The organism is Nitrosomonas sp. (assembly GCF_019752415.1).
In the GTDB taxonomy this organism is placed as follows: Bacteria; Pseudomonadota; Gammaproteobacteria; order Burkholderiales; family Nitrosomonadaceae; genus Nitrosomonas.
In genome coordinates, this window is the sequence record NZ_JAIEME010000011.1 from 26,091 (window position 1) to 38,814 (window position 12,724).

At 46.9% G+C, this 12,724-nt stretch carries 17 protein-coding genes; 13 read left to right on the top strand and 4 right to left on the bottom strand.

Features of this window, described 5'->3' with window-relative positions; genetic code table 11:
* Window positions 1–12: 12 nt before the first annotated feature.
* On the bottom strand, window positions 13–711 hold the full coding sequence (locus tag K2P83_RS02600; protein ID WP_292926317.1) for a phosphoribosyltransferase family protein: 699 nt from the start codon (window positions 709–711) through the stop codon (window positions 13–15).
* A gap of 131 nt (window positions 712–842) precedes the next feature.
* Here K2P83_RS02600 and bioB point away from each other — a divergent pair, with 131 nt between their 5' ends.
* The 12 genes from bioB (at window position 843) to K2P83_RS02660 (ending at window position 9,040) form a co-directional block, all read left to right on the top strand.
* A complete protein-coding gene (bioB, locus tag K2P83_RS02605) occupies window positions 843–1,847 on the top strand; it encodes a biotin synthase BioB (RefSeq protein WP_292926318.1) in 1,005 nt (334 codons plus the stop codon).
* 3 nt (window positions 1,848–1,850) lie between these two features.
* The gene (bioF, locus tag K2P83_RS02610) at window positions 1,851–3,017 is read left to right on the top strand and encodes an 8-amino-7-oxononanoate synthase (RefSeq protein ID WP_292926319.1); all 1,167 of its coding nucleotides are present in this window, start codon (window positions 1,851–1,853) and stop codon (window positions 3,015–3,017) included.
* A complete protein-coding gene (gene bioH / locus K2P83_RS02615; RefSeq protein WP_292926320.1) occupies window positions 3,014–3,784 on the top strand; it encodes a pimeloyl-ACP methyl ester esterase BioH in 771 nt (256 codons plus the stop codon). Before bioF ends, bioH begins: the two co-directional genes overlap by 4 nt.
* The gene (gene bioC, locus K2P83_RS02620; RefSeq protein WP_292926321.1) at window positions 3,762–4,643 is read left to right on the top strand and encodes a malonyl-ACP O-methyltransferase BioC; all 882 of its coding nucleotides are present in this window, start codon (window positions 3,762–3,764) and stop codon (window positions 4,641–4,643) included. The genes bioH and bioC overlap by 23 nt, the downstream gene beginning before the upstream one ends.
* Before the next feature lie 12 nt (window positions 4,644–4,655).
* Window positions 4,656–5,357 (top strand): dethiobiotin synthase, encoded by a 702-nt coding sequence (bioD, locus tag K2P83_RS02625; RefSeq protein ID WP_292926322.1) that lies wholly within the window; start codon window positions 4,656–4,658, stop codon window positions 5,355–5,357.
* Window positions 5,358–5,546: 189 nt separating this feature from the next.
* Window positions 5,547–6,185 carry a hypothetical protein gene (locus tag K2P83_RS02630; protein WP_292926323.1) on the top strand — a complete coding sequence of 213 codons (639 nt, stop codon included), beginning with the start codon at window positions 5,547–5,549 and terminating at the stop codon, window positions 6,183–6,185.
* Window positions 6,186–6,356: 171 nt separating this feature from the next.
* Window positions 6,357–6,728, top strand: coding sequence for a DUF202 domain-containing protein (locus tag K2P83_RS02635; RefSeq protein WP_292926324.1), 372 nt, complete (start codon window positions 6,357–6,359; stop codon window positions 6,726–6,728).
* Between the two features lie 265 nt (window positions 6,729–6,993).
* A complete protein-coding gene (locus K2P83_RS02640) occupies window positions 6,994–7,593 on the top strand; it encodes a hypothetical protein (RefSeq protein ID WP_292926325.1) in 600 nt (199 codons plus the stop codon).
* The gene (locus K2P83_RS02645; protein ID WP_292926326.1) at window positions 7,590–7,790 is read left to right on the top strand and encodes a hypothetical protein; all 201 of its coding nucleotides are present in this window, start codon (window positions 7,590–7,592) and stop codon (window positions 7,788–7,790) included. The genes K2P83_RS02640 and K2P83_RS02645 overlap by 4 nt, the downstream gene beginning before the upstream one ends.
* 43 nt (window positions 7,791–7,833) lie before the next feature.
* Complete coding sequence (locus K2P83_RS02650; RefSeq protein WP_292926327.1) at window positions 7,834–8,025, top strand: DUF4177 domain-containing protein; 192 nt, start codon at window positions 7,834–7,836, stop codon at window positions 8,023–8,025.
* Window positions 8,026–8,048: 23 nt separating this feature from the next.
* Window positions 8,049–8,432 carry a TM2 domain-containing protein gene (locus K2P83_RS02655; RefSeq protein WP_292926328.1) on the top strand — a complete coding sequence of 128 codons (384 nt, stop codon included), beginning with the start codon at window positions 8,049–8,051 and terminating at the stop codon, window positions 8,430–8,432.
* A gap of 86 nt (window positions 8,433–8,518) precedes the next feature.
* A complete protein-coding gene (locus K2P83_RS02660; protein WP_292926329.1) occupies window positions 8,519–9,040 on the top strand; it encodes a hypothetical protein in 522 nt (173 codons plus the stop codon).
* Here the strand turns inward: K2P83_RS02660 and K2P83_RS02665 are convergent.
* Window positions 9,037–9,678 carry a 2'-5' RNA ligase family protein gene (locus K2P83_RS02665; protein WP_292926330.1) on the bottom strand — a complete coding sequence of 214 codons (642 nt, stop codon included), beginning with the start codon at window positions 9,676–9,678 and terminating at the stop codon, window positions 9,037–9,039. The two genes, K2P83_RS02660 and K2P83_RS02665, sit on opposite strands and share 4 nt — an antisense overlap.
* 27 nt (window positions 9,679–9,705) lie before the next feature.
* Here K2P83_RS02665 and K2P83_RS02670 point away from each other — a divergent pair, with 27 nt between their 5' ends.
* Window positions 9,706–9,951 (top strand): hypothetical protein, encoded by a 246-nt coding sequence (locus tag K2P83_RS02670; RefSeq protein ID WP_292926331.1) that lies wholly within the window; start codon window positions 9,706–9,708, stop codon window positions 9,949–9,951.
* 36 nt (window positions 9,952–9,987) lie between these two features.
* Here K2P83_RS02670 and K2P83_RS02675 read toward each other — a convergent pair whose 3' ends face one another.
* On the bottom strand, window positions 9,988–10,938 hold the full coding sequence (locus tag K2P83_RS02675; RefSeq protein WP_292926332.1) for a chemotaxis protein: 951 nt from the start codon (window positions 10,936–10,938) through the stop codon (window positions 9,988–9,990).
* Window positions 10,939–11,220: 282 nt separating this feature from the next.
* Entirely contained in the window at window positions 11,221–12,519 is a 1,299-nt protein-coding gene (locus K2P83_RS02680; RefSeq protein WP_363279322.1) for an HDOD domain-containing protein, read from the bottom strand.
* Window positions 12,520–12,724: the final 205 nt, after the last annotated feature.

A 12,724-nucleotide genomic window follows, 5' to 3' on the forward strand; every position in this document is an offset into this window, starting at 1 on the left:
ATTAAGTATTTGTCACAGCCTATGAGAGCCGATCTGATTTATCTCTGGTAAAGTTCTCGCGATAACCCAGTTACTGATTTCAGCAGCACCTTGCTTACGTAATATTTTAGCCAATTCGTTTAATGTAGCGCCCGTTGTCATCACGTCATCGACTAGCGCGATGTGTTTGCCAGACAACTCTATTTTACAGCTAAATGCCTTACGGATATTTTTCTGGCGATCCTTCCAGGGTAATCCGGTTTGCGGCGGTGTATGTTTGATACGCTGACAACTATCGGGTAGTAAAACAATCCCCATACGCTTCGAGATATATCGACTGATTTCCATAGCCTGATTAAATCCGCGCTCACGCAACCTGATCGGATGTAGCGGCATCGGTATGATGATATCCGGTATTATCTTCTCTGTTGCCTGAAATCGTGTGATGAAGAAGTTGGCAAGAATCGGTGCGATAGCGAGATCGGTTTGATATTTTAACGCATGAATCATTGTATCGACAGGAAAGGTATAGCGAAGTGCTGCGATGGTGCGTGTGAATGCAGGCGGTTTTGTCAAACAAGCACCACAGATTTCCGCTGTTGGCACTGGCCACAGGCAAATAGGACAATGGTTAAGCGGCAATTGCGGTAAGTGATTATAACAAGGTTCGCATAAATCCTGTTTTGTGGGGGTGTCGCACAACACACAATTTTTCTGACTGAAGATCTGCACGATAATTAATCCATTGTATAAAAATGGGGTATGGAAAAATTGACAATGTCCATTGAATCCTTGATCATCCAAATTTATCGGCAACTGGCGCGAATGATACGCCACTTAAACAAAACGACAGGTAAATTGGTATGAATTTAGATTCTCTCACAATCAGCGAAACACAAAATGACGCAAGCAGAATAACCGGGAAATCAGATGATTCAGTCTATTGGAGTGTGGCAGAAGTTCAGTCGTTACTGGATACGCCATTTAACGATCTGATTTACCGCGCACAATCTATTCACCGCCAGCATCACGATGCCAATGGGGTGCAATTATCCACATTGATTTCAGTCAAAACAGGCGGTTGTCCGGAAGACTGCGGTTATTGTCCGCAAGCAGCGCGGTATCATACCGGGGTCGATAATCAGGACATGCTGTCGCTGGAGGAAGTCGTATCGGCAGCGGCTGCAGCAAAAGCTAACGGCGCGTCGCGGTTTTGTATGGGTGCGGCGTGGCGTGGGCCAAAGCAGCGTGATATGGACAAAATGACTGAAATGGTGCGCGCGGTTAAATCGTTGGGGATGGAAACCTGTGCGACGTTGGGATTATTAAAACCCGGCCAGGCGCAACAACTCGGTGATGCCGGTTTGGATTATTACAATCACAATCTCGATACCGCACCGGAATTTTATGAAGAAATCATCACTACGCGACAGTATGAGGATCGCTTGGATACATTGCAGCAAGTGCGCAATGCCGGAATTAACGTGTGTTGTGGCGGTATTGTCGGGATGGGAGAAACGCGTCTGTCGCGCGCCGGATTGATCGCGCAATTAGCCAATCTGAATCCTTATCCGGAATCCGTTCCGATCAATCATCTGGTGCAAGTTCAGGGTACGCCACTGTATGGCACTGCAGTATTGGATCCGTTGGAGTTTGTGCGTACGATTGCAGCAGCCCGAATTACCATGCCGAAAGCTATGGTGCGTTTGTCTGCAGGCAGACAGGAAATGTCCGACGCCGTGCAAGCACTGTGTTTTCTGGCCGGCGCCAATTCGATTTTTTATGGCGATAAGTTGTTGACTACGGGAAATCCGGAATCAGATCGTGATCGGGCGTTATTGGATAAATTAGGGTTACACGCGCTGTAACGCATGTTTCCAGATTTGGCTGATCAACTGCGCGCCCGCGAGCAGAAAGGGCTGCGGCGCTTCCGGCAAATCGTGGAAAGTCCGCAAGCAAGCCATATCACCATTGATGGCCATGATTATCTGGCATTCAGCAGTAATGATTATCTGGGGTTGGCCAATCATCCGGACTTGATTCATGCGGCTTGCGAAGGTGCACAGCACTACGGTGTGGGTGCAGGCGCTTCGCACCTCATCAATGGCCATTCTGTCGCGCATCATATTCTGGAAGAAACTCTGGCTCAGTTTACCGGTTTTCCAAGAGCATTGCTGTTTTCTACCGGGTATATGGCAAATATCGGTGTGGTTACAGCCTTGGTGGGACGTGAAGATGCGATTTTTGCGGATAAGCTGAACCACGCTTCGCTGAACGATGCGGCTTTACTGTCACGGGCTAAATTTATCCGCTATTCGCATCTTGATCTTGCTACTTTGGAACAGCGTTTGGCGGATTCCAATTCCCGGCGCAAGCTGGTCATCTCTGACGCCGTGTTCAGTATGGAAGGCGATATCGCACCGATCAAGCAGCTGATTGCACTGTGTGAAAAATATCATGCGCTGTTGTTATTGGATGATGCCCATGGTTTTGGTGTATTAGGGCAACAGGGACGAGGTAGCTTATTCTTGCCGGATAACACTAGTGTGCATTCACCGAACATCGTGTATATGGCAACGCTGGGTAAAGCTGCCGGTGTATTTGGTGCATTTGTTGCCGCGCAAGCCGATGTGGTCGAAACTCTGATCCAGTCTGCGCGCAGTTATATCTACACAACAGCGGCACCGCCATTGCTCTCGCACGCACTATTAACGAGTCTGAAACTGATTGAATTAGATGAATGGCGGCGTGACGCTTTGCTACAAAACATTGCACAATTAAAAAATGACTTACTGTCTTCATCCTGGAAATTACTGCCTTCCAGCACGCCGATTCAACCCTTGTTGATTGGTGAAAGCCATGAAGCAGTGCGGGTTAGTCAGACATTACGAGAACGCGGAATTTTAGTTCCGGCGATTCGCCCGCCGACGGTGCCGCAAGGTAAGGCGCGATTACGTATTTCTTTATCCACCACGCATCAGCCGCACGATATTCTGCGCCTGACGCAGGCATTGAATGAATTGGCACTCGATTCATGACATATCTGCATGTCGAATCGATGGGGGATGGTCCTGATCTCGTTTTATTGCACGGTTGGGCCATGCACAGTGGTATCTGGAGCGGCGTTCAAGAACAACTGAGTCAACAGTTCCGGTTACATTTGATCGATCTGCCCGGGCATGGACTCAGCCCCGCGAGTGAACCGGGAACACTGAATCACCTTGTTGAGATCATCACGAAAATTCTGCCAGAGCATTGCATAGTTGGCGGTTGGTCACTGGGCGGGCAGATTGCGATGGAATTGGCGCTGCGTGAACCGGAGCGTGTGAAGCAACTGATTTTGATTTCGACTACGCCCTGTTTTGCCAAACGCGACGATTGGAAGTGGGGCATGGAACACAAATTGTTGCAGCTGTTTTTGGAAAATTTGAAACTCAATTATGCAACCACGATTAACCGCTTCCTGACGCTGCAGATGAGCGGAGACCGGGATGCGAGCAAGATTCTGTTACAACTGCGCAAGCACTTTTTTCAACGCGCTGAACCGGATCCGGATGCATTGCTAAAGGGACTCAGAATCCTGCAGGAAAGTGACTTACGCGATCGCATGGGGGCTATCAAGCAGCCGGTTTTATTATTGCATGGTGAAAATGACGTGATTACGCATCCCGCCGCTGCCGACTGGATGTATCAGCAATTAGCGAAATCGCAACGGATGATGTTTCCGCATTGCGGACATGCACCGTTTCTATCTTACCCCGATCAATTTGTGACTTATCTCAATGAATTCCGAACATACGCTTGATAAAAAACAATTGCGCACTGCGTTTGAACGCGCAGCGAGCAGCTACGACCAAGCGGCTGTGCTGCAACGTGAAATCAGTAACCGCATGCTATCGCGCCTGGAATACATCAAATATCAGCCGGATGTAATTCTCGATGCTGGCAGCGGAACGGGTTACGGCAGTCAGCAATTGGCTAAACGCTATCCAAATAGTCAATTGATTGCGATGGATATCGCCTGGGCGATGTTATCGCACGCGCGGCCGAACACGGTTTGGTGGCAGCGCTTGCTGCCATTGTTGCAACAGCGCTCTTACTATGTGTGTGCCGATGTTGAGCAAATTCCGGTTAAAAATGAGAGTGTCGGCATGATATGGTCGAACCTCGCGCTACAATGGTGTAATGATCTTGAGCACACATTTTCCGAGATGCATCGCATTTTGCGTACTGATGGTTTGGTGATGTTTAGCACTTTTGGCCCGGATACCTTAAAGGAATTACGCCAGTCTTTTGCGCAAGTGGATGCGTTCAGTCACGTTAATCGCTTTATTGATATGCATGACATCGGCGATCTGCTGGTGCACAATGGCTTCTCTACGCCGGTGATGGACATGGAATATATTACCCTGACTTACCCGGATGTCACCAGTGTGATGCGCGATTTAAAAGCCATTGGCGCGCATAACGTGACACAAGGACGGCAGCAAGGGCTGATGGGGAAAAACAAATGGCAGAAAGCCATCTCGGAATATGAAAAATTGCGCCGCGACGGTAAATTGCCCGCCACATATGAAGTGGTGTACGGCCATGCCTGGAAACCGCAATCGCGCCAATCCGTGTTGACGCCGGAAACACGCAGGCAACTGGGTTTAATGGGGTAAGTCGGCTTCTCTATGGCTAGAGGTTTTTTTGTCACCGGAACCGATACCGGAATCGGTAAGACCACCGTCAGTTGCGCATTGCTGCGGGCGTTTGCCGCACAAGGAAAAAAGGTAATCGGTATGAAGCCGATTGTGGCCGGTAGCGAAAATGGTCAGTGGATGGATGTGGAACAGTTATTCGCTGCCAGCAACGTGAACGTTACCCGTCAGCAAATCAATCCTTATGCATTCGATCCGCCCATTTCCCCGCACCTTGCCGCACAACAATCGGGAGTGGAAATTGATTTGTTGGTGATTCATTACGCTTATCAGCAACTCAGTGCAAAAGCGGATCTTGTCATCGTCGAAGGCGCCGGCGGGTTTCTGGTGCCGGTCAATGAAAAACAGAATGGCTCGGATCTGGCGAAAACGTTGAATCTACCGGTGATTCTGGTGGTTGGCATGCGCTTGGGTTGTTTGAATCACGCCTTGTTAACGGCTCAGGCAATACAGGCTGCCGGTTTGACCTTGGCGGGGTGGGTGGCGAATTGTATAGATCCGCAGATGAGCGTGGTTGCCGAGAATATTGCGGCATTGGAACAGCGGTTGGATTGCCAATTGCTAGGGACTCTGCCATTTCTCAGTGAAACTAATATTGCGCACAATGCTGGCTTATTGGATACCAGGATTTTGACAAATAATCATATCGTTACACAGATAATGAATCCTGGTTGATGGCTTCTTGGATGTCCGTATTAATTTTGACGTCGGCTATCCAACTGTGCGAAATGTCATATCCGGGAATGCCGTCTTATAGATATGCTTGTCTATCTTTTTAATGGCTGATCAATCATTAGTGAGTGTGACAGTGAATAAGTCATTCAGTCGATTTCGTTTTTATAAAAAATAATCATTAATTTACCAATGAGTTACTTAGATCTAACAGATAATCAACTCAACCCCATCGGCTATTGGGATCAACCGCTTGACAGGTTGTGTCCGCCCTTGGCCTGCGATTTGGCGCTTTTTGATCAAAACGGTTACGATTTAACCGATTTGGAGCAATGTTTTGCGGCGATAAACTTGACGCCTGTCCACGCGCATCGAGAACATCGGCATGCTTTAAAGGCGCCTTGGTTCACACAACCGGACAGGGTGGAAGGCGCAGTGCTTAACCACAGCTTGTTATTCGAACGTAAAGGGTATGCCGGAAAAGCACTTGAACAGCTCGAACGCTGGGCGCAAATAAATCCCCTGGTCTACAAAATCATCAAAATGCGCCCCAAGTGGGGGCTGGATTTCAGCATGGACTATGCGGATCGCGCAGGCAATGTCTTTGAAGTGCTGCATTGGGAATACGACGGTTTTGATTTTGAGGAAGTAGCGGAACGTAAGCGCCAGCTAGAGGTGAAATTTGCAGCCACGGATTGGGACGATGCCGCAATCCGTATCCTGAAACAAAAAGACCAATGGCATCACTTGGATTTCTTTGCGCAAAGCGATTGGAAGTGTAACTACTTTGGCATCGTTAAGGAACGCTTCAAAATGGTGATTTGGGAGTAAAAGTCTGCCGGACTTGAGACAAGTTATTGAGAGATACCTGTCGTGATGTACGGGACATAGCAAGCCGTACCAAGCGATATCGTAAAGTGGATCTCATTCGACATGTTATGATGAAATGCAAATCATGCGTCATTTCAGAATCTAATTCTAGTCCTACGAATAAGAGAGAGTATGTCAGACCTCAAAGATCCTAGAGTTCTCTTCGCGGCAGAGCGCACTTTACTGGCATGGAACCGTACCAGTCTTGCTCTGATTGCTTTCGGCTTTCTGGTTGAGCGTGCCGGTCTTCTGCTGAATGCCATTGCGCCAAGCCAGGCGCACGCTGCTAGTATGGTGCTGACATTTTGGCTGGGTTTGGCCTTCGTCGCTTTGGGTGCATTGTCTGCGGTGTTTTCTTCCCGTCAGTATGCGGCCGTTCTGAAAACCCTGAGTCCAGCCGAATTTCCTGAGGGATACGAAGCGCGATGGGGCATGCTGGTTAATGTCGTCGTGGCAATCTTGGGTGTGGGGCTCATCGTGGTTCTCTACATTGCACGCTCCTAATTTGCTCTCACCTTGTTGTCAGACAAATTTCTTTGTCATCAGGGCCGTAGGGTGCAATAGTGATCCTCCGCGTATTGCACCGCATGAGTTACATGTAGCGCAATACGGCTATCGCCTATTATGCCCTACTTATGAATGTGGATTACGAGTTTACTAATCCGCATTTGTCATTCCGAATGTGGCTATAAATATCTTATAATCAACAGGATAGACTTATCACTGTGCTTGCAATGACTGTTATTCAGCGAAGAAGAACAAAGGGGTTATGTTTTACAAAGAGATTTTAAGCGGTGTTGCGATCGGGCTCACATTGATGGCGTTTGTTCCGTATATCCGCGCAATCCTGAGGGGCACAGTGAAGCCACATGTTTTTTCCTGGGTCATTTGGGGTGCGACCACCTTTTTGGCTTTTCTGGCGCAGTTGGAAGGCAAAGGCGGCGTAGGTGCGTGGCCGATCGGTGTTTCGGGTAGCATTACGATATTTATTGCATTTCTGGCTTACTTGAAGCGTGCCGATGTGACTATCACAAAAACGGATTGGCTGTTTTTTGTTTCGGCATTGTCTTCTTTGCCACTCTGGTATCTCACGTCAGATCCATTATGGGCGGTCGTTTTTCTGACTACTGTGGATGTAATCGGATTCGGACCTACAATCCGGAAGGCCTATCACTTCCCGTACTCGGAATCGTTGCTGTTTTTTGGGCTGTTCACGGTGCGTAATCTGTTGGTCATGATAGCGTTTGAGAACTACTCGGTGACAACCCTATTATTTCCTGCTGTCATTGCGGCAGTGTGCTTGTTGTTAATGGGGATGATCGCGTATCGCAGGCGAGTCCTCGCAACTCAAGGAATGGGAGTGGTATGATTTTGAGAAGTTGCTGGAGTGCCGTGCCAGTTAAGGAAGCTCTGATTAAGTTGATTACATTCATGGTTCGACAAGCTCACCACGAACGTAATCAATATATTACCGTTCGTCCTGAGCCTGTCGAAGGACTTAATCAGAGATTCCTTAATGACACGCAGGGTTCGAAGAATTTATTTTCTGAATGGACTTCATTCTGATTAAACCACAGGAGGTTGAAGGATGGCTTATAAGGAATACAAAGTGTTACATGTGACAGAAGGCGGAATTGGAACGATTTTTCTGGGCGCATCCGGGATCCCGATAAAACGGCTGGAAATGACGCTCAACAAGGAAGCCGCAGATGGCTGGACGTTGGTGTTTCAGTTTGTCGAGCAGAAGCGGTTTATGCTTTTCTGGAAACGGGAAGCGGTCATTATTACGCTGGCCCGCTGACAGTCAAGCGGATACGCAGCAAGGTGAAAACGAAAGAAGCAATCCAAGAAGAGGAAGAGCATATCCGAAAACTGGTGCGCGAATTGCCGGATGAGAAAAGATTGTTGTTTTTCCAGCAAGCAGAAAAAGAACTGAAAGATCCGGATACCTACGCGGCGTTAAATGCTCTGTTTGTCGCCGGGCTTCATCATTTTTATCTGGGTCAATGGGTTCGCGGTTCGATTAATTTATTCATTTTTGTGGCTGGGATGGTTTTTTTGTTTGCTGGACACGTGACAGTTGGGATCGGGTTACTGATCGCGATCAGCCTGGTTGAGCTAAAGGCTTTGTTTGCCGCGCAGATCTTGGTTCAGGATTACAACAATGCGGTGATGGAAAGAATCTATCGTGCAGTGATCAAAGATTGATTAAACTTGAGTTCCGCTCGTGATTGCCATGTATGTACCTTATAACCGGGTTGTTGATATAAAAACTGCATCTTAGGAAATCTCCAATGCAAGAGTTGCTACGCTTAATTTTATCCAAGGGCGCTTATGTCGTACTGTTCGTTGCCGGGGCGCTATTTCTGCAAAATGCAGGAGCCGAGAAGATATGGAACTGGACCTACAGGGGAGGCAGTATTGTTGCTAGCGGGACTTTTACGACGTCCGAAAACGTCGATTCGCTGGGTTTTTATCAAATCTCCAGCATCGCCGGTCATCGCAATGGTGATCCCATTAAAAAGTTGCATCCGACCGGTAGCGCGATTCCAGGTAACGAGCCCCATACGTTGGATAATTTGATCCGTATTGATACGAAAGGTCAGATTACCGTGCATGGATTCGGTTTTTCTACCGCATCAGGAAACTATGTCAACACCTTCTTTTCCGATTCTCTTGCAACACCGGGCTATATGGAAGTGTTTACAACGGTATCGACTTTCAGTGAGCTACCGGTCACATTCTTAGCCACGCCAGTGACAGAACCTGAAATCAATGTTGAGCCGACAGCCAGAGAATCAAAGGATAGAGATTAATAAAGTGCGATGATGCATTCTTTCCTCAACCGTGAACCAATATCCCTTGCATCATAAGAATACAATCCGATGTGATTCACCGTGAGTTCGATAGGTTCTTCTTTCAGATCTATAATCATGGTTGCTATTGATGCAACGGCATGATTGGCGTTATAAATACCAAGGGTAACATGGGGAATATAGTGCGTATTTCTGAAATCCTGTCTGTCGTCAATCAAAGTATGCCGGATGATTTCGAGCGATTTTGATGGGTCCATTACTTCAAGAAAGGGTGCTGACGAAAAGCTGTTGATGCCGCCGATTGATACGATAAAGGGTGCCAATTTCAGGGTATGAAGCGCTGCCTGCTGTTTTGTGATGGCAGCTTGTGTGATGTCGTCATTATGAATGATGTGCTCGCTTAAAAAACCGCTGATGGCAAGCGTAATATGCGCCTGTCGCTCATAGGGACGCAAAAGTAGATCCTTGAAAAGGGGATGGTGTTTTTGCAAGCGCTTATTGACTAATACGGTGTCACTATCGATAGCCCATAAATAATAGCGCGGACGGTTTTTATGCCATTCTGGGTATTCGCGTCTCTCAGTTGCATGGGTGTGTTGCTGCTGTATGAACGATTGCCAGGTATCGATGTAGTACACGGGTCTGTATGCGGATGAATGTGATGAGTGCTCTATCGCCTTGAGCTTACTCCTGTTTGGCATGTTGTTGGCGCTTTCATGCTGGTTGGGGCCGGAAATGGGTCTCGCATTGCCGATTCCTCGGTTTGCGCACATCATTTATCAGCGGTGGTGCAGGTGAAAATGCAGCATTTTCACTATCCTGATCAAATAGCTGCTGGGTTGAAGCGAACCGAGGTACAAATCAGTGCGATTTGTTGCGTTCTGGTTCGTGACAGATCATTTGAGGATTAAGGCAAAGACAGTCCTTTGCCTAATCTCTTCAGTCAACTATCCCAGCACTTTGCGGATAGCTCCGGCCAACTCCTCAGCTGCAAATTTGGCGACGTAGGCATCAGCGCCCACCGACTTCACGTGATTCTCGTTAGCTTCACCTGTCAGCGAGGAATGAATCACCACAGGAATTGATTTGAATCGCTGGTCATTCTTGATGTTGCGGGTGAGTGTGAATCCATCCATTTCCGGCATTTCCAGGTCGGTTAATACCAGAGCTACCTTATCCTGTATTGTTTTGCCTTCGGATATTGCTGCATCCGACATAGACTGGATGCGGGTCCAGGCCTCAAGCCCAGTCTTGGTCATCACACAAGGGACATTTAGCGCTTTAAGCCCGTTTTCGATCAGGCTGCGCGCGAGCGGTGAATCATCGGCAGCCAAGACAACCGTTCCAGCGGGAATTTTTATTTGTGGGCCAACATTTTCCGGTACTAGATCTCCAGTCGAGCTAGGTAATACATCACGCAGTATTTGTTCAACATCAAGCACCTGAGCCAACCGTGAATCTTCTGTATTACCATCGAGCCGTGCAATGCTGGTGACCAGATTACCACCATTATTTTCTGCAGCAATCACCTGATTCCAGTCCAAGCGCGCAATCTCACTGACTTCCTCAACTGCGAAAGCTTGGGTCGAACGTGCATATTCGGTGACCAAGAGAATAGGCGTTCCCCTTTTCGGTGTACAACCCACAACCTTTGGCAAGTTAATGACCGTAATGATTTGGCCACGAATATTGGCGACACCCATCACATTGTCCGGAGCATTGGCTACGGCAGTGATGGTTGGCATGACCAGGATTTCACGTACTTTGAAAACGTTAATGCCATATAACTCGCGGTGATCGGTACCAGGTGCTTCGCCTAAACGGAACAGTAATAATTCAAACTTGTTGTTGGATGTTAAATTGGTGCGTTCGTCAATCTCGTGCAATGCTGTGTTCATGGAGTTCTCCTCCCGCTGTCGTTAAATAGGAAATCGCAGTGTATCGTATTGATTGAATTTGAAGCATGCTATAAGCGAGATGAAATGGCCGCTTTTCTGCGGATTTAAAATGGAGGTATGTGCGCTAGCCTTGTGTGGTGCCATTTTAATAGTAGTCCGGGGAAATGAGGAAAAACGAATTTCTGAGTGCTTGTTGAGCATACATAAACTGCGCTTCTTCACCTGTTCTTGACTTGTGTCGGTTGCCGCGATTACATTTTTGAGAGGATCTGCTAGTTCCAGTTAGTTCACTGTTTCTTCAAGGCGATTAGCCCATCCTATAGCTTGTGTTTCTATATTTGATAATTCATCCAGACTCAGAAAATCCAGTTCGGATAAAATGGAATGAATGGAAGTGATTTCGTCTTTTTCTTTGGCTTCAATTAATTTCAGCGCTTGACCTAAACGTCCACGGCGAGTCATTAAAGCTTGGTTTATGTCGTCGGAGACCCCTAGTTTCTCGACTATTTGCTGCATTTCAATGCCCAGTAATTCGTCCAGTAACGATAGAATTCCAACCATAAATGCTCTTTCTTGATAATTCTTATCATGCGGACGTTCAATGGTTGCAATTAACTCCATCAATTTGCCACGTGCGACGGTAGTCTGTTTTAAAGCATTGGATAGGTTGTCTTCCGATTGATTTGAAGAATAAAGCAGAAGTTGTATCCATCTTTGCAGTTGCTTGTGTCCCATTAACTTGATGGCGTGCTTGATGGAATTTATTTTCTGGGGCAAGCCGTCCGAACCTGAGTTCACCATGCGGAGCAAGTTGTAACTTAAGCCGGGTTGACGTTTAAACTCGTTTTCGATTTCACCGATGCTGCTATCACTATCATTGTCACCTGCGTCATCGTGATTGCGCATAACCAATGCCAGTAGCTTCAATAATGATACCTTCCCTAGTTCAGCACGCTTTACTGACATGACTTCAGGTTTTGCAAAATAATAACCTTGAAACATTTGAAAGCCCAGCAATCTGCAATGTGCTTCTTGTTCGCGATTCTCAACCTTTAGGGCCAAAAGCAAGACTGGCCAACGATTGAGTTCACTGACCAGCTTAGTAAGTTCATCTTGACTCAGTGCAAGGATATCCACTTTTACTACGCTAACCAGTGGCAATAAGCGTTCAACTTTGCTATTGATAGCAATGATATTATCAAGTGCAAATTGATATCCTTTTTGTTTTAATTCGTTACAACGGAGTAAAAATTCTGGTGTTATTGATGCCGATTCTTTAACTTCTAGGACAATGTGTTTACTAGGTAGCAAACTAATAATGTCACTCATAATGAGATCAGGGTCAGCGTTGATGAAGCCACGCTGGTGTCCCAGGACATTGTGGATGCCGAACTTACCGTAAGCATTAACGATAACATTCGCTGATGCAGATAAGTCGCTTGTGACATTCGCTGTATCCTCAGTTTCTTCTTGTCTGAAAAGTAACTCAAATGCGACTAGATTGTGATTACGATCTAGAATTGGTTGCCGACCAAGACAAAAACCGCCCATATGCACCTCCGCATGTACCAATTTGCTCACATAAAATACCCGTCCTCACCAGCTGTATGAAGTATTTCTTAACAATTGTTTGAATTGATAAGAATGAAGGTGAGGAATTCTCTTCACTTGGGGGAGCATACAACAAAGCGGACAATGGCTTTAAAGTAAGAAAGCGGGTTTTTGAGGCCTTAATAGCTAATTTGATCAAATATCCGGCTTTATGTATATTCCACTTTAACGAAAG